This window comes from Nocardia brasiliensis, from assembly GCF_042691675.1.
In the GTDB taxonomy this organism is placed as follows: Bacteria; Actinomycetota; Actinomycetes; order Mycobacteriales; family Mycobacteriaceae; genus Nocardia; species Nocardia brasiliensis_D.
Window position 1 is genome coordinate 6776785 of the sequence record NZ_CP170507.1, and the last position, 17566, is coordinate 6794350.

Consider the following 17566-nt stretch of genomic DNA (forward strand, 5'->3'; position numbering starts at 1 on the left):
ATCGCGCTCGTAAGGCCATACGCTACTATCCCCTCACCATCGGGATATGTCGCAAGTTTCGATTGATCACCGCTCTTGCGTCAGCGCTTGCCTAACCAGGCGATTGTTCTTGTCGAACTCCACTAACCCGTTGCGGTGAAACCGGCCAGCAAGGCCCTCGACCGCTGACGGCGAGCGGGTTGCAGCAGAGAAGGAAGTAAGGCTTTCATCACAAACAGCAATATTCATCCTGGAGATTCCTTAGCTAGCGACAGCGGCGCCGAGTGTCGCATGTCGGGAAAGTCTGCCATATCTATTTCTTGACCCTCCTTCGTGGGAACAGAATGCTTTTTCATCCAGGCTTTAGAGCTGTCTCGGGAACAGCGACTGCGAATTAAGCACAGAGCGATACTGTCATCTGCCTCGTTGGGCGGCAAGAGGCATTTGGTGAGTCAGGAGGCATCTCGGGGTTGGATAAGTTCACCTCATCTGCCGCTTCCTTTGACGACCGGCGGGGAGCTTCAACTACCCTTATCTCATAATGAGAACCCAGTACTCCAGCCGTAGTTCGTGACCTGGGTGAGGGGCGCTGTGGGGCTGGTGGATGTGGGCGGCCACCGCGTGATCTTGTCGAGTTTGTGTGGGACACAACTGGATCGGCGGTGGCCGCGGGCAACAGCATAGACCCTGACCGGTGGGCGGAAGGGCTGGGAGGAGTTGATTGGGGTGATCGCACCGCGTTTCGGGCGTGCCGAGACACAGCAGACGGCACGAAAGATGGCGCGGGGCTTGATGTCGCAGCTCCCGGTCAAGAATTGCTGGACGCTGGCCGAGCAGGCAGGCGACGAAACATCGGATGCGATGCAACATCTGCTGGCGCGGGCGGTGTGGGACGAGGACGCGGTCCGCGATGACCTGCGCCGATACGTCGTCGACCATCTGGGTGCGGTCGGCGTGATCCTGGTTGTCGATGAAAGTGGCGATCTGAAAAGGGAACCAAATGCCGACATCGGCATTTGATGCCTTATGACGAGCACGAGGTAATGGCTCCCTACTTGTCTTGTTCGGTCTGTCTCGGTGACTCCTGTGGCTCCCCTCGGATCGCAGAGTCCTCACTAAAGGCGGCGGGCGCTGTGGACGGACGCGAGCCTGGCGGCCGGGTTCGGTTGGCGCGGTGTGCCTTCCGTGCCCGGCGGCCGTCCAGGGGGTGTGATTGCTCGTGGTTCGAGCCCGCCCGCACGACCCGCCGCCTTTGTTACTGGTGAGCCTTTCGAGCTCTGATGCAGACCGGCGCCGTGCGGGTGCGCTGGGATCGCGAACAGCTCATCGCAGGCCAGCCCATACAGGCTCGTAAGCAGGGTGCTGCGCGTTCTCGCCCGGGTGTCGAACAGCCCAGAACACCCGAGCTCTGAGGGAGAACCGATTGGACCGATACTGCGGCATTGATTGGGCCGAGGGCCATCATGACATCGCGATCGTCGATCAGGCCGGTGCGTTGATCGCCAGGAAGCGGATCGCTGAGAGCCCAACTGGTTTCGCCGAACTCACCGGCTTGCTCGCTGTCGCGGGTGACACTGTCGAGGACCCGATCCCGGTGGCGATCGAGACCCCGCGCGGGCTGCTGGTCGCCGCCCTGCGCGCGAGCGGGCGGCCGGTGTTCGCGATCAATCCGATGGCGGTGGCCCGCTATCGAGAACGCCACAGCCTTTCCCGCGCCAAGTCCGACCACGCCGACGCGAAGACTCTGGCCGATATCCTGCGCGTCGACGCGCACCTGCATCGGCCGCTGCCGGCCGACAGCGAACTCGCCCGAGCCATCGCGGTTCTGGCTCGCGCGCAGCAGGACGCGGACTGGCGGCGCACCAAGGCCGGCAACGAACTGCGTTCACTGTTGCGCGACTATTACCCAAGTTTCCTGGCGACCTTTGCCGCCAAATCCGCCACCAACCTCGCTAAAGCCGAAACCCGCGCCGTCCTCGCGCTGGCACCGACACCGGCCCACGCCGCCAAACTCACCCAGGCCAGGATCGCAGCAGCGTTGCGCCACTCGGGCCGCCGCCGCGGAATCGAAGACCTGGCCACGACCATCCTCGACCGACTCCGCCAACCCCAGCTGCGGCAACCGAAACACATCGAGCAGGCCATGGGCCGTCAGGCACTGGCGTTGCTGGCCATGCTCGACGCCGCCTGCGACGGTGCTGAAAAGCTGGAACAGGCTGCGGCCCAACAGTTCCGCACCCAACCCGACTACGCGATCATCACCAGCTTCCCCGGCCTGGCCGATCTGACCGGAGCCAGGATACTCGCCGAGATCGGCGACGACCGCCACCGCTTCACCACCGCTCGCGCGTTGAAGGCATTCGCCGGATCCGCACCGGTCACCCGGGCCTCCGGCAACGTCATCGCGATCACCCACCGCCGCATCAAAAACGATCCTCTGGCCGCCGTCGGCTGGATCTGGGCCACCACCATGGTGGTTCTGCCCGGACCCGCTCGCCAGCACTATCGAAGCCGCCGCAACCACGGCATCACCGGCTGCCCGGCGTCGGGGAAAGCGGTGGCGGTCGCGTTGATGTGTGCGAACTGCGCGTCACGGTCGGGATGACTGGTGCCTTCATTGGTCTTGGCGGTGCCTTGCAGACGGTATCCCAGTGCGTGCAGTAAGCGCCCGACGGTTGTGGTGCTGACCGGGTGGCCCTTGCCGGTCAATGTCGCAGCCAGGGTGCGCAACGACAGCGTGGTCCAGCGCAGCGGGGAGACCGGATCGCCGCGAATGTGTGGTTCGATCAGTGCCTCCAGCGCCGACTTCAGCCCGGTGTCGGTCACTGTCAGCGCCTTGCGACCGGCCGCCCGGAGCCCCTGGGTCGGTGCGGAATTGGCCATCAATTCGGAGATGCCGCGAGTGATAGTGGCGGTGCTGGCGCCGGAGGCAGCAGCAACTGCACCGATCCCACCCGTGGCCCAGCGCAGTGGCTTCGCTGGCCAGGTAGAGACGACGACGGCGTTCGTCCGGATGCGGCAGGAGCTGATCGAACTTGGCCTTCAACTCCGCAGCGGACAGACAATTTCGTGGAACGCACATACCCAAGCTTCCCACCGTCACCCGCCGAGCCGACTCAAAAATCAACTCCGACAGTAATTTACGGACGAGCCCCAGGCCGCATCGAAAATTGCCAGGTCGCGGTGTATCTGACCTACGCCACCACCGCCGGGCACGCGTTCATTGATCGGGCCCTGTATCTGCCGCGCTCGTGGAGCAGCGATCCGGTCCACCGCGCCCAGGCACGGGTGCCTGCCGACGCCGGGCTCGTCACCAAACCCGCATTAGCCAAACACATAATCACCGCTGCCCTCGATTCCGAAGTGCCAGCCAGATGGGTGACCGGCGTCGAAGCCTATGGCGGTGACCCCAAACTACGCGCAGAACTCGAAACCCGCAGCATCGGTTACGTATTCGCCATCGCCTGCGACCACCGCATCACCGCCGGGCGCCGGGCGGGCCCGCGCCGGTGTCCTGGCAAAGAGTCTGCCGCGGCGGGCGTGGCAACGGCTCTCGGCCGGTCACGGCGCGAAGGGCCCTCGCCTCTTCGACTGGGCCTGGATCGGCATCGATCCCGACACCAACAACGCACCGGCCGGGCAGCGCTCATTAAATGATCCGCCGCAACCAGCACATCAGGGAGCTGGCCTACTACCGCCGCTACTCATCCGGACCCGCCAACCTGGCCGGGCTTGGTGAAAGTCGCCAGCCGTCGGTGGTCGACCGAGAAGACTTCCAAACCGCCAAGGGACTGACCGGCCTCGATCAGCATCACGTCCCCTGCTGGCGTTCCTGGCACCGCTGGACCCTGCTGCCCATGCTCGCCCACGCCTTCCTCACCGTCCTGGCCATCGATCAACGCGCCACCGAAGCGACACCCGATGGCCTGATCGCCTCCACCCGCAACGAGATTCGGCATCTGTTCGCCGTCATCATCATCACACCGATCCGAACCATCACCTACCGGCTGCACTGGTCGAACTGGCGACGCCAACATCAGCACCGAGCCCGCACCAGCCCCTACCAGCAACGCCCCAGGCAGCTCACATAATCACCAAGTCCGGCTGGAGTATTGCCGGACGCGTGCTGAAACTGGACCCATGCACACCCAGATCAAGACTACGAATGCGACCCAGGGGGCTGGCAATTGTACGGCCGAAATTCAGCGACTACGTGGAGACGCACGCAAGCGGTTGCAGGTGACGAATTTACACCACAGGGGATAGTCCGCCATCGCAGCGCACCAGAGTGCCTGTTATGTACGAAGCAAGATCGCTACAAAGAAAGGCTGCGATCGCCGCGAGTTCGGCGGGCCGGCCGTATCGGTTCATAGGGATTCGGGCAACTGATTCAGCCTGCTCTGCACTAAGAGTCCTCCCCGACTGTGCCGCTCGCGCGGCGTCAATCTGCTGGACGCGCTCTGTCACGATACGGCCTGGCAGCAACATGTTTATTGTCACCCCGTCTGCAGCGACCTCGGTCGCGAGTGCTTTCAGATATGCGGCCAGAGCGGCACGGCCAATGCCCGACAAGGCCAGATCCGGTATCGGAGTAAGGACGGCGCTCGATCCGACAGCGAGCACGCGCCCCCAGCCCTGCTCCCTCATGTGTGGCAACGCAAGTGTGACGAGCCGGTGGTGAGCCGTGACCAGCGACCCCACGGCCTGATCGAGCTCCTGTTCCTGGATCTCAGTCACGCGCCCAGGTCCGGGGCCTGGGCCATTGAGCACGACAATGTCCGCCGGACCAAATGCTTTCTGTGCGGCCGCCAGCAACCTCTGGCCGCTCGCTGGCGCCAGCAGATCCACCCCGAAACCAACTGCCCGCGGCAAGCCTGACGCGATATTGTCTGCCACGGAACCACGCCGGCCGCAGACAACTACGTTTGCGCCCTCGTCCGACAGAGCCTCCGCAATCGCCCTGCCAAGCCCGGATGTTGACGCGCAAACTACCGCAGTCCGCCCATTGAGACCTAGCTCCACCACTCACCTACTCTCTTATAATTATTCGCAAAACTGTGCAATACCGACCGCACCCTGTCTGCCAACCCACCTAAACACCGCCAGCCATCGTCTTCTTAACAGGGTTGCGCAGAGTGCCGATTCCCTCGACCACCGCCTCGACAAGGTCACCCTCCCGGATCACTCCCGCGCCGGGTGTCCCGGTAGCAATAACCGATCCCGCCTCAAGCGTCATGCCACCCGAAAAGTAGCTGACCTGCCAGTATGGGTCGCACATCATCGCCGAAACGCAGTTGGCGGCAATCGTCCTCCCGTTCACTACGGTTGAAATACGAACAGCAGATAGATCCGGGATCTCGTCAGGGGTTACCACCCAAGGGCCGATACTACAGAATGTGTCAAATGCCTTCGACCACGGTATGTACCTCGGATTTGTACGGATCGCATCTTCAGCGGTCATATCGAGAATTGTCGTGAATCCAAAAACCACCGGGGCCGCATCCTCCCTCATTACATCCTTGCAAGTTCTCCCAATCACGACGCCTAGTTCAGCTTCAGCTGTCACCCGATCCGACTGAGCCGGCAGCAGAATGTCGTCGCCATATCCGATGATCGTGCTGCTGGCACGGAGATACGATCCCGGGGCCCCCTTCGGCTGTTCGACTTGCAGGTCATCGGCGTGCCGTCGATAGTTCAAACCCACACCCCACAGCTTGGGCGGATTACGGTATATCGGCTGAAAAACGATGGCGGACGCTGGGATCGATGTGTGGAGGATGGCAGGATCGCTCAATGCAGCCCGAATTGTATCGGCCTGTTCACAGGCGATGATTTCTAGTAACGTTGGCCCTAACTTTGTTCCCATAATCCTATTAATCTCGCCAAGAAGGACGATTCGGCTTCCAGTGGCAATTCCAACGTCCATGCCATGAGGCATTCTTACAGTGCAAATACGCATGTTACCTCGACTTCGTAGCAGCGAAATTATTCACAACTCAGCCGACCGGAAGGGCTAGCTGAGCTACTTTATTAGGACGGTTTTGGAGAAATTTACGAACCAGGTTGAGGACGTCAAACCATATGTGGTCGTCAGTCTTTTCAGAAAGCTCGACGATAAGCCCAGAATGGAGCAGATCCTGCACGCTACTAACGACCCGAATCCGGGAAAGACCCAAGCTGTTAGCCACTTGCCCCACTGTCCATCCATTCGCCCAGTTCGAAAGCTCGCAGAGCAATTCACGATGGGAAAGGGGCTGCGCCATAACGGCATCGTGTATCGCTGTCGCAGCATCAAAACGTCCCGATGGATCCGTTGCCAGCACGTGGATCTCATCACGTGCCATCGCTAAGACCTCATCTACCGATATAATCGTAGCCCAGGAAGCGGCTGACTCCAAGGCTCTCGGCAGACCATCTAGCCTGCGGCACACCTCGGCGAGCTTTGCCAACTCCTCGACGCTTGGCTGGTAATTGAACCGAAGGTCGGCGATAAGTTCTAACAAGAAGATCATGGCTGGCGCCGCGATAGTTGTTTCACGATCAGCGGAATCCGGAGGGGTCGGCAGGGGCGCCAAGAAGAGCCGGTAGCCTTCGTGATCTGCATGCGAGGAACGGGCGGTCTCCACAATTCGTAAATTCGGACACGCGCGGACCAGCGTCCACATCGTCTCGCACGTCACTTCTCCCCCATCATTTCCGTCGATAATCAGCAGTGCGCTTTGGCTGCCAATCTGCCGGACCATACGATTGACACCACCCGCCGAAGCCAGCAAACCACGGCCCGGCGACGTCTCCTCGTCAACGCCTGACCGTACCTGCACCCATAAGGTCATCATGGCGTTCGTCAACCTTAGTGATTTGGCTACCGCAACAGCCAGCTGTGTCTTTCCAACCCCCGCGAGCCCAGAGATACTGCTGATGCCTTGATGCTGGCTTAATATGCGGCGACGCAATATGTCGAGTTCCCTGTCACGTCCGTAAAGGCGTCGAGTAGCGCCATTAGCAGTCATAATGAGCGACTGAAATTCTGCTTCACCTGCGTCGTTTCCGGCGGCTTTCTCGAATACGACGCGCTCCTGAGCGGTAAGGTTCAACGCATTGGCCAGGAGCTGGACGGTCTCCCGCCTCGGTCTCGCGACCTGACCAAGCTCCAGATTACGAACTGCCCGTACGCTAATCGTAGATACGCTGGATAAAGCACGCTGACTAAGTTCAGCTCGCCGCCGATATCTCTGGAGTAAAGTTCCAAAGTATTCAATTTCAGACGAATCTTTCATTCCGACTCCGATTCACTTCTTAATAGCTTTTGACACGGGAATTCAGGCCACTTAAATATGCCGCAGACGAAACACTAGAGCTGATGTTCGGAGAAAGTCCGATTCGACAGCCGAAGATCGAGTTGGTTCAGTTCGCTAACCTCTCTACACGGCCCCGGTGACCGCCAATCTGTAGCTACGAGTGCCGACCCCAATGTTAACCTATCGATATAGTGATGTCCTGGAAAGATTCAGGTCTAGCTGTCCGGCGACCCGTACCGTTTCCGACCGCATACACAAACGCCGCGTGTGTGCCAACGTCGCATAGTGACCACCAGTCTCGTGGTCGAACGACACCACGGTCGATCGTCGTGATCCTTGGCAGCCGAAAGGATGGCTTTGCGCGAAAACCTGCGCGAAACTGAACGGCCACCGATAAGGGACTGGGCCCGAACGTATGGCGGTTCGGCTATCCCGTGAGGATTGCGCGTGTTTATCGAGCAGATGCACCAGCTGTTGCCAGTCCCGAGAGCGCCGTCGAGCAAGCTCAGCAATTCGCGGTACGCAATGGATCGGAATACTCCAGACGACAGCCCCCAATCGACGTGTCCATCCAGGGGAGACTCTAGCCACCGTAGAAGCTTCCGCCCGTTTTCGGTAAAACGCAGCGATGGGTCTTTGCGCAGTTGATGCAGTATTCCCGCAGCATCCGCCTGCTGCGCGGCAGGGACCGGAGCCATCTTAGAAATTACGAGCACGGCAAGGCTCCATTTGGAACCCGGAAAAAGCAACTCGCAGTTACCTAAACCGGCTCGTCGTATAAGGCCTTCATATGGGACGGGGAATACTAATAGGCAAGGCGTGGTGGCTGCCGGGCCCGGGGGCCGGCAGCCACCGTACGCACACTCGGGGCGACCATGGCTGCACTCATCTAGGCGCTGGTTCGCAAACGATCGTTGAGCTGGGCAACGAAGTGCTGCCAAGCGTTCGCGTTGGTACCTGCTAACACGGTGACGGTACCGAGCCAGTGCGCCGGGACGTGATCCGCGAGCTTCTTCAACTTTTCTGGCAAATCCGACTGCAGATCGAGCAGGCGAATGAGTAGGCGGCCCGTTTCGTTGAAGCGGAGCGAGGGATCGCGTCTCAATTTCTGGATCAGTGCATCGCGATCGGCAGGTGCGATCCTGGGCAGGGAAGCTGGCTCCGAGTCACCCGCGGAGCTCTTCGCTTTGTTGTCGGCCGTCCGGGGTGACCTGCATTTCGGTGGAACCGGATCCATTCCGAGCCGCATACGCTCTCGAACATCTTGCGCGGTGGACAGCGAGATTTGAGCACTGTTTGCGATCTCGCGCAGCGACGCGCTGGGTTCCCTGACAATATGCTCAGAAGCTCGGAGTCTACCGGCTACTGCATCCAGAGGGCGTTGTCGGCCGTCCAGGCTAAGTCGCACGTATGACTGCGGATTGTCATCAGACGAACTGCGCCGGTCAGAGGCCACGATTCTGGCTGAAATCCCAGTCGCCGAGGCAATTGCACGATCCGACCATGTCGGATGGGACTCATGAATTCGGCGCACAGCTACCGCCCGATCTGACCGCGTGAGCGGGCGACCATGTTCTGCGTTTCTTTTCACGGCAAGTACAAAGGCGGCCTCGTCGGTGCCGTCGGAGTACTCGACCATGATGGCTTCCTCGCCGCGGAGCGCCGCGGCGCGCAGTCGATGCATTCCGTCAAAAACGCGCATAGAAGCGTGATGCACAAGAATTGGAGGTACCGGAGAGTCTGATTCGGCCAATATTTTGATATGGTCGTTGTCTTCACCAGCCAATCTGGGAGAAAATCCAGGTTTCAGCAAGCGAATGGGAACTGATATTTGAGCTCTGAATACAATGGGCTCATTCTCGCTGCTTGATACCTGCATCGATTCGGAGCCTAGAGTACGTTTTTCAGCATCAGATGGTTTTGCAAGCTCGTATTCGAGTCCAGTCATCATCCCCCTAATAGCTAGCACCTCTAGGCGATCCTCGTGATCCAATGTAGGAATGATTACATCTGCTGTCAACCCAGGAAGTTGCAGGCACAGCGGCTGAAATTGCTCAAGCCAACTGAGGTAGTTGCCGCATAATAGCCGGAAATCATTGCGGCTGGATGCCAGATAACTTGGAGTCTTCGCCGAAGACGTTCCGTTTCTCCACATACCATGTTCCCGGCAGTGTTTTCCGAGCGGTGCGCCGAGCTCTCCCCTCCTCGATAACGCGGCGCACCGCTCGGGAACACTGCACATGCGAATCCCATGATCCGGCTTGCTGCTCGTAACCTGCAGTCGAGTGCGCACGTCCGGCAGTGCGATGCCGCAGGCGCGGTGCTGGGGCTCGGGCGCGGGTTCGGGTTCGGCCAGCTCACACTCAATCCAAGATTGCCCCGTGTTATACGACGCTTCGACCGGATAACAGTCGGTACAAAAGACGTGTCGTAGCCGGCGTCTTCCGACTTCGAACCGCCTTATTCAGCTGATTCAAATGCACTCCTCGGCGGAACCTGACCCCTGCCGTCGCTGTGTCGAAGGCGAAGCTCCTGAAAGGGTCACGTGTCGATACTCAGTCCACAGCAGGCGAAGCACGGGTGACCGACGCAAGTCTTTTCGTTCCTGCCGAAGGCATTTGGGCACACTGCCCTGAAGCAACCGCCAACCAATCGGTAGCCGACGACACAACCGCGGGTTTGAACGAAGTCGCCCGCCTCGACTGGACAGAAAGCAGACGATGATTTACGAGCGCTGGTCGAGTAGACACGCCAATCGCTGCCACTCAAGGGCACGTTGACGAGCAAGTTCGGCGAGGCTGTGGGTGCAGTGATTCGGGAGACTTCGGACGATAGTGTCCCAATCGGCGCCGTCCCCGAAGGGAGTCTCCAACCAGCGCAGCAGCGTCCGCCCGGTTTCGGTGAAACGTAGCGAGGGGTCTTTACGCAGCCGCTGTAGCATTTCGGCGGCGTCGATCCGCTGCGAAGCAGGCCGACGAACATTCGCGGCAGGCTCACGCACAGACCCAGGCGTGGAAGACGAGCCCGCGGCGGACCCGCGAGATGACATCGGCGGCTCGCCAGCCCGCAATCGCTTGCGTACGTCCTTGGCCGTGGTGACCGAGATACCAGCGGCAGAGGCCACTTTCCGTGCCGGTGCGTTCGGGTCGACACCGAACAATTCAGCCGCACGTTGGCGACCCTCCCGTCCGGCCGCCCGATGAAGCACACCATTGCGTGCAATCCGCCCGGTCGACTGGGAATTCTCCCCAGTCGACCGGCTACGGAGCGCCCCAACAGTCTTGTGTGAGATTCCTGCGGTGGCCGCGATAGCCCGGTCCGACCACTGCGGATACAACGACAGGATCCGGAGCGCGGCAGCCTTCCGTTCGGCAAGCGACAGCGGCAGCCCGTGTGCTGTGTTCAGTTTGACCGCCAGAACGAATGCCTCGGCGAGGCCACCGTCAAAAAGCACCGCCGCAATGGTCGTTTGACCGCGCAGCTGAGCTGCATGAAGCCGATGCCAGCCGTCGACGACCCGCATCGTTTCACGATGGATGACAATCGGGGGAAATTTGGTCTCTGATTCGGCAAGCATACGTATGTGACTCGCGTCCGCTCCTCCTGTACGCGGCGGAGAAGCCGCGGGCAGTATCTCGGCGATCGGAAGGTCGACGATATTCGAATATAACAGCGGTTCTTGGAGTGATCCCGCTACAGAAAGGGTTCTCTCTGCGGACGAATCGGCATTCATAGCATTGCTCATTTATCCCCCTGTCAGTCCTTAGGGCGAGGCAACTTAACCGGGCTGTGGTTTAAGATCAGCGCTAGCCTTCTGAGAAAGCGCCGCATTCTGACAGTCGGACATCAAGTTCGTTCAGCTCACGCTCCATTGCCCTCGCGGCATGACGACATCCGCTCAGATGAAGTGTGGCGATGCGTGCGACCACAGCGTCGACCCCAAAGGCCATGACTGTATCTAGCAGACTGATGCGACTGGAGGCGCTATTTTCGATAGCAGCCGAAACTTCACTGTCAGTCATAACCCTCCCATAGATGGAATTGCGGATGACAAAGAATGTTCATGCCGCTAGTGTTTCCGGGCGACATAGCTACGTTCCAATCGTGTCGCCATACCTGCTTTACATTGACTATAGTCAATCGACGCGTGTAACATATTGGTTGACAGTACGTCTGAGCCGTGCACCGATCTCTCCCCTCCATAGTTCAGATCGGGTGCACGGCTCAGACGTACTGCTCCGAAATAACACTGTCAAACGGCCCGGCCCAATACGTTACGCACACCACCGGGCGTTCCGTTCGACCCCAAAGTGTGCGAAAGCAGTCGTTCGCTCTTGAACAGCAACGCGCTCCCCAAGAGCGGGCGCCACGTGTCGACGCCGCGCTCGGGTGACAGGTCCGATCAAGTTGACGCCCAGAAAAATAACGGAGACTCTCCGGTGCCACGCTCACCCTCCCAAAGTCGACGGTCGACAGAAGATACAAACGCCAAGTTCACAGTGAGCATCGCCCGAGATTGGCAGCTCACGCCGAGCATTGCCAGGCCTCGTCGAATTACTCGACGCCACGGCCAGCAGCAATGAGTCGCGGCTCAACATGTAAGCCAATAATCCTGTGAGCGTGTATGTGGTATTTCCAGCGGTGGATAGCGACTTCCACCCCTGCGAAACATCTCAATTGGGAGCGGCGCGCAATCTTTTCCATATGTTCTCACTCTGGTCTGATGATGTTCAATCCGCAGGCATAGTTGAGCTGCGGACTCCGCTCCGCCGGTCCCGTACTTGAGCAACTTATCGGGTTCGAGGCGTCTCACAGCAGCCAACCATTGTTTGAGACGCATACAATCCACCGAACCACAATTGCACTGGATCGGCAGAATTCGTGCTTAATTCGCTAATAACATTTGTCATACGACCGGTCACGAGCGATGAGATTCGATCTGCAGGTCAGATTACAATGCTAGTCGATAATAAGCAGCGCCTGGCAAACCTGAAACGAAGACCGCTACCATTCGAGGCTAGCTACCTCTACATGATTCAATTCGTCGACACAGTAGTCGTAGTGTGATTACATCGCCGCCGGGGCTACATCTATCTACACGTACAGCAGGTCACTCGGCAGCATGTCGGCGAATACCGGTCCTTACCTCCACTTAGTTAGGGATCCGCGCACCTATCGGAAGGTCTATTCAGGGACAGACTGGTCTCGTAAGGCCGCGTGCCTGATGGATGGCTTCTACGGCGGTGGACAGTCGACTGCCCAGTTTGATCGGCCGCAGCGGCCCCTTGGACAGATAGTGACGTTGGTGATCGCGTCACGTCAGCCAGCCTCCTTGGATCTGTTTCGCTGGTGCGCCAGGTCGTGCGTACTCGACCACACGGAACCCGCTCTACCATCGACCTGCTCGGATCGGCCCGGCAAGTCGATGCCCTTGGAAGAGACTCTATTACTCAAATCTGAGTACCACAAGGCCTGATCCCCCCAGCTACTTGCACCCTGGACGAAAAAACTTCCGTGGGGCCGCCCCCGCTTGGGTAGGTCAGACTTCCACGGATACGCTGATCCGATGGCGACAGAAGGCCCGCTGAACGCCGCAGCGCGCGACGAGCTCAACGCCGCAGTGGCGCGAGCCATCCGGGATCGCCGCCACAAACGAAAGATGACGAGAGAGCAGGTCTACAGGAAAGCAGACCTGCCGCGTGCCACCTATGACAGGATCGAGAAGGGCGAGACTTGGCCAGACGTTGGCCGTCTCGAAGCAATCGCATACGCTCTTGACACGACGGCGGTCGGTATTATAAGCGAGGCGAAGCGCTCCCTCGACGAGACCGCAGCCATTGGCGGTCTGACCAGTGAACCCGGGATGCTCGACAGTCGGGAGGAGACATCCGCCCGAGCAGCAAGAATCTATGGCCGCATGATGGGTCTGGAGTGACGTCGTGCCACACATCACCCTTGCGGTCACCGCGGTCATCCTCGTAGCCGCCCCGCCGACTGTTGCGATGGCGACGAGTTAGAGCCAGTCGGTCAATGCGACGCAAAGGTCGACACACAACGGGACTGATGCTGATCGAATGATCGGGAACCTACTAGCCGACGTGGCACACGCCCGCACTGCGCCTCTACACAGAAGCGATGGCGGCCAACGCTTTCGGTGTGTCCTGGCCACCGCCGCCTCAGCCGCATCAGTTGACGCCCGCTACAAAACATCGGATGATAACGTGGATCGCCGACTACCTAGGGGGTCTCAGCCATGACTGCCAGCGATTCAGAACCCGGGAAACGTGCTACCTCAGAGGCGAAGTCCTCGCCCTATGTCGGACTCAGACTCGAAAACGCTCAGCACCTCACAGTTGCGATAGTCACAAAATATACAGCGCCGGCGCATGAGCAAATTGCGCCGTCCACGGTCCCCACAAATACGACCTGCGGTATGCCGTAGGGCATGACGGAGCACTTGGAGAACTGATATGGGGTGGTTGGGGAAGCTAGCGGAGGCGCTAGGTGTCAGACTCGACCTTAACGACGTTCCTGACGACCGGCTACCGGAGGTGGTTCAAGCGGCTGAACGTTTCGCGATAGAATTGGAGGAGCGCTGGGAGGCACTGCCGCTGGAATTTAAGAAGTGGGACGAGCAGATAGAAGGGAGAGTTCGGGGGCGTCGCTTTGATCCGTGATGCGCTTAGGATAGCCACGGCTGTCTAGACATGCGCGCGTAGCATCCTGAAATGACGAAAAGTAACCCGATATTCGAGGCGCGGATTTTTCATTTGCGGAGGCACAGGAGAAGTCTAAACTCGCGGTCTGCCATAGCCTCTGAAATGGATGGAGTATACAACAATCTGCGTTTGGAAATTCGCATAGATTCTTTGAATTGTTTATTCATAATGGTTTAGGCCCGGGTATCTGGAGGTGGGCTTGGATTCGCAACCACCACCGAGCCGCCGTCAGGAGTACAAGGAGGCGACCCCTTTACGTATGGCGGCATAAGTTGGACCCTCGCGACACTCGTCACGAGGATCGACGGAGAGTTAAAGGGCATACAGATCATTCTATTCCCGAGTCCTGGGCCGCCCGAACAGCCTTCGCATACTCATCACGCTTCCACCCGGGATGACTCCGCAGGACGAACTCCACATGCTCCCGGCTGCGTTGATCGCTGGAGCTTGCGGTAAACGGTTCGTCAGCGCGAAGCCATGCCCAGAACGCCCCCGCCCTCAGTCCGATGCCTTCGACGGTCTCGAGTGCGTCGGTCGCATCGGGCATCAACAGCGTTACAGGCGAAACGCCGAGGGCGTAGGCCAGTGGCAGGAGTTCGTCAGCGTAGATCCGTCTCTCGCCGTCTACTATCTGCTCGAACTCCCGCGGGGAGATGTTGCATCCGAGGGACTCGAGATGCCGCGACAGCTCGGCAATTGGGATCCCCTCCTGCGCACGTACTTGTTTCAGCCGCTTAGCAATAATCTCGGCACCGATCGCACCGAACTGTTCCGGTTCGTCCACGCGAGGAAGCATGCCACACACGGCGGCGGTGTTGAACCCAGTCGCACACCCCGCTTCGATCACAGCCCGGCGACCGCGAGAGCGGCGATCATCGGCAACCACCACATCTGCTCGATGACCTGGGTGCTTCCCGATGACAGGTCCAGCACGAACGCATTGAGCAGCAGCGTGACTGCCAGCCCCGCCAAGCAGACTGCTGACACGAACAAGGCCCGGATGGCGCGACGAAGCTTGGGGCGCAAGTCTTTTCGCTGAAGCACCCGCCATGTGGCAACCACGGTGGTCAGAGCTGTCACGATCCCAAGGCCCGCGTAGGTAATGGCGAAGATCTCTGCTGGCACATCCAGCGCAGCAAACGAATTCAGCGTCTTGGAGTGCCGTGCCTCACCGGCGATCCAGCATCCGACAAATATCGCCGACGCCGCCGCCCAGGCCGCGCCGACATAACGGCCAAGATATCGAGAGCCCGTGAGAATTTCGAGCGGGACAGCGGCAAAGGCGCAGAAGGCGATCGACCCCAACAGGACGGAGGCGAGCAGCGCAATCGCGCTTCCCGTGACGTCGATCGAGATCTGGTTGAGTCCTTCGGCAACCGGCTGTATGGCCAGGACATAGCCAGCACATAGCGCACCGAACGCCATTGTGAACAGGCGCGATTCAGGGAAGTCCTTCCACCAGCGCATCCGATACGCCATCACCGCCCCCGTCGCAGCGGCCGCCCACAGTGCGGGTTCGTATGTCATCTGTGTGATCCTACGGATAAAGACTAAACAAGAGGTCGTTGGAGTCCAGCATACGACCGTACATCCGCTCCACCTGCGCCGGACGGCTTCCCCGCGTATCCTCCACGGAGAGAGCGCGTTTGGCCTCGTCGATGGGTCCCGGCCGAGGCGTCCCCGGCAACAGTCGCAGTGGCCTGCAGAGTTGTCCGCGTGGGGCCGCAACGCGGCACACCGAGCACGTTCTCGCCGAGAACTCTCGTCTGCGAAGACCAGTGACGATCGCCAGTAGCCAGGGAGGCAATCGCGCATTGACCTCCTTGAACCGGTGTGAGCTGGCATCCTCGAATAGCGACTGCGAAGGGGGATCGACCGTGAGTACCGTGCCACCGAACTGGTATCCCGCCCCTCAGGCCGAGGGCTTTCTGCGGTACTGGAACGGCGCCTACTGGGCCGGTGACCGAGTACGCGCCTCTCCTGTGGACATCAGCCAGACGGGGCCGGGCCTCGGGCAGGCATCGAAGGTGCCGCTGTTCGGCGCCCGTGCACACCCCAAAGAAGAAGGCGCAGGAGCTGGCCCACGTCCTCGCCGAAAATCAACGGCTACGAGCACAATTGCGCCCAATGAGCGTCTCGATGACAAAAATCTGTTGTTCGAGAGTGCATACATGAAGAACCTGAAACTGCGCCAGGTGTGGTGGACGTCGTCTTCGGCATCCACGACGATAAGGCAGTCGAGCTTGGCCGTCGGATCAAGGAATTGGAAGAGCGACTTCGCTTAGCCCGTACCGACCATGCGACTACCCAAGCCTTCCTCGATGAGCAGGAACTCGGCACGCGTATAGAGGTGGAGCTGGCTCGCGATCACGCCGAGCGCACATCGGCCGAGGTGATCGCGCCCTTACCGGCCTGGACAGCCAAATTCATGCTGCGTCGTCCTTCGCTGACGAATTGCGTGCCAGGCACCGCAATGCCTCTCGTCGCGCCCAACAAGCGGCAGCGCTGCTTCGTGACCGCGAGACACAGTTGCGCAGGTTTATCCCATTGCGCGAACAGTACGCGGACGACATCACGGAACTCACCATGCTCGCCGAAGCCCGGACGTTGTTCGATCCAGGTGAAAGTCTGCCCAGCATGCCTTACCGACCTGGGGACAACGGCGCAGATAGTCGACGGACACTGCACTCTGTGTACTTCCGAGAGCCACGAACCTGCAGATCACCCTCAAGCCGACGACCACCGAAGCAGCATTACCCGGAGCACGATCACAGGTTCTGACAGCTCTTTAACAGCGGCAAAGTTCGACGTCTCCTCGGAGCTCAGGGCGACAAGAGCTCGCCTCGCCGAGATCACCCACTATGTCGAGGAGCTCGACACAGAGATCAAACACCAACGAGCCGAGTACTCAGAAGCGGAAACACGGGAAGCGGAACTCGCGCGCGAAGTCGACGCGGCTACCAATTTGGCCGTGAGCCCGTTCCTCAGCCAGCGCGACGACCTGATGCGCCGTCGTCAGAACTCCACTGCCAATCTGGAACGATACCCAAGCTCGACCAGTCGTTCGTCGACAGCAACCTTCACCCTGGATCACATCCTCCGAGAAACCGCTGATCAGGGCGCACGCAGCCAATCCCCCGCCGCCCGACCACGGGCGCTGCGCCACAGAATCACGACCGACGACAAAGCCACCATCCTCGCCGACTACGAAGCCGGTGCCTCGACCAAGCAACTCGCCGCCAAGTACCGGCTAGGCAAAGGCACCATTCTCGACATCCTCCACACCGGCGGGGCCACCATCCGCGAACAACGCCACCTCACCCAAACAGAAATCGACTACGCCATCACCCGCTACCAACAGGGCGAATCACTCGCCCGCATCGGCAACCACCTCGGCGTCGCCCACACCACCATCCGCACAGCGCTCCAACGCCGCGGAATCGCACGACGCGACACACACGGCCGACCACTCTTAGAACGCTCTGTTGGTCAATAGTTCGGGTCGCCAGGCAATCCCGAGGTCGGCCGAAGGATCATGAAACAGATCAGATCCGACAAGACGCGAGGTGG

Annotated in this window: 14 protein-coding genes and 1 pseudogene; 6 read left to right on the top strand and 9 right to left on the bottom strand. The window is 59.8% G+C overall.

The window, feature by feature from the left end; translation table 11 throughout:
* Nucleotides 1-66: 66 nt before the first annotated feature.
* The gene (locus ACFK0J_RS31075) at nt 67-228 is read right to left on the bottom strand and encodes a hypothetical protein (RefSeq protein WP_378733278.1); all 162 of its coding nucleotides are present in this window, start codon (nt 226-228) and stop codon (nt 67-69) included.
* Nucleotides 229-705: 477 nt separating this feature from the next.
* On the opposite strand from ACFK0J_RS31075, the gene ACFK0J_RS31080 reads away from it, so the two are divergent.
* On the top strand, nt 706-999 hold the full coding sequence (locus ACFK0J_RS31080; RefSeq protein ID WP_378733279.1) for a transposase: 294 nt from the start codon (nt 706-708) through the stop codon (nt 997-999).
* Between the two features lie 403 nt (nt 1000-1402).
* On the top strand, nt 1403-2584 hold the full coding sequence (locus ACFK0J_RS31085; RefSeq protein WP_378733280.1) for an IS110 family transposase: 1182 nt from the start codon (nt 1403-1405) through the stop codon (nt 2582-2584).
* Here the strand turns inward: ACFK0J_RS31085 and ACFK0J_RS31090 are convergent.
* Nucleotides 2506-3061, bottom strand: a pseudogene (locus ACFK0J_RS31090) (ISAzo13 family transposase); the annotation flags it as partial. The gene ACFK0J_RS31085 and the pseudogene ACFK0J_RS31090 overlap by 79 nt on opposite strands.
* On the opposite strand from ACFK0J_RS31090, the gene ACFK0J_RS31095 reads away from it, so the two are divergent.
* On the top strand, nt 3049-3636 hold the full coding sequence (locus ACFK0J_RS31095) for a transposase (protein WP_378733281.1): 588 nt from the start codon (nt 3049-3051) through the stop codon (nt 3634-3636). The pseudogene ACFK0J_RS31090 and the gene ACFK0J_RS31095 overlap by 13 nt on opposite strands.
* Entirely contained in the window at nt 3633-4070 is a 438-nt protein-coding gene (locus ACFK0J_RS31100) for a hypothetical protein (RefSeq protein ID WP_378733282.1), read from the top strand. The genes ACFK0J_RS31095 and ACFK0J_RS31100 overlap by 4 nt, the downstream gene beginning before the upstream one ends.
* A gap of 157 nt (nt 4071-4227) precedes the next feature.
* Here the strand turns inward: ACFK0J_RS31100 and ACFK0J_RS31105 are convergent, their stop codons facing one another.
* From ACFK0J_RS31105 to ACFK0J_RS31125, 5 genes are all read right to left on the bottom strand, one after another.
* The gene (locus ACFK0J_RS31105; RefSeq protein WP_378733283.1) at nt 4228-5004 is read right to left on the bottom strand and encodes an SDR family oxidoreductase; all 777 of its coding nucleotides are present in this window, start codon (nt 5002-5004) and stop codon (nt 4228-4230) included.
* A 67-nt stretch (nt 5005-5071) separates the two neighbouring features.
* Nucleotides 5072-5905 carry a fumarylacetoacetate hydrolase family protein gene (locus ACFK0J_RS31110; protein WP_378733284.1) on the bottom strand — a complete coding sequence of 278 codons (834 nt, stop codon included), beginning with the start codon at nt 5903-5905 and terminating at the stop codon, nt 5072-5074.
* A 70-nt stretch (nt 5906-5975) separates the two neighbouring features.
* The gene (locus tag ACFK0J_RS31115; RefSeq protein WP_378733285.1) at nt 5976-7256 is read right to left on the bottom strand and encodes a helix-turn-helix domain-containing protein; all 1281 of its coding nucleotides are present in this window, start codon (nt 7254-7256) and stop codon (nt 5976-5978) included.
* A gap of 910 nt (nt 7257-8166) precedes the next feature.
* The gene (locus tag ACFK0J_RS31120; protein WP_378733286.1) at nt 8167-9432 is read right to left on the bottom strand and encodes a ParB/RepB/Spo0J family partition protein; all 1266 of its coding nucleotides are present in this window, start codon (nt 9430-9432) and stop codon (nt 8167-8169) included.
* Nucleotides 9433-10002: 570 nt separating this feature from the next.
* Nucleotides 10003-11022: a ParB/RepB/Spo0J family partition protein gene (locus tag ACFK0J_RS31125; RefSeq protein WP_378733287.1), complete on the bottom strand. Its 1020-nt coding sequence runs from the start codon at nt 11020-11022 to the stop codon at nt 10003-10005.
* 1821 nt (nt 11023-12843) lie between these two features.
* Between ACFK0J_RS31125 and ACFK0J_RS31130 the strand changes: the two genes are divergently transcribed.
* Nucleotides 12844-13212, top strand: coding sequence for a helix-turn-helix domain-containing protein (locus ACFK0J_RS31130; RefSeq protein ID WP_378733288.1), 369 nt, complete (start codon nt 12844-12846; stop codon nt 13210-13212).
* 1112 nt (nt 13213-14324) lie between these two features.
* Here the strand turns inward: ACFK0J_RS31130 and ACFK0J_RS31135 are convergent.
* Complete coding sequence (locus ACFK0J_RS31135; RefSeq protein ID WP_378733289.1) at nt 14325-14780, bottom strand: hypothetical protein; 456 nt, start codon at nt 14778-14780, stop codon at nt 14325-14327.
* 59 nt (nt 14781-14839) lie between these two features.
* Complete coding sequence (locus tag ACFK0J_RS31140; RefSeq protein ID WP_378733290.1) at nt 14840-15523, bottom strand: hypothetical protein; 684 nt, start codon at nt 15521-15523, stop codon at nt 14840-14842.
* A 673-nt stretch (nt 15524-16196) separates the two neighbouring features.
* Between ACFK0J_RS31140 and ACFK0J_RS31145 the strand changes: the two genes are divergently transcribed.
* Nucleotides 16197-17492: a helix-turn-helix domain-containing protein gene (locus tag ACFK0J_RS31145; protein WP_378733291.1), complete on the top strand. Its 1296-nt coding sequence runs from the start codon at nt 16197-16199 to the stop codon at nt 17490-17492.
* The last annotated feature ends 74 nt before the right edge of the window (nt 17493-17566 follow it).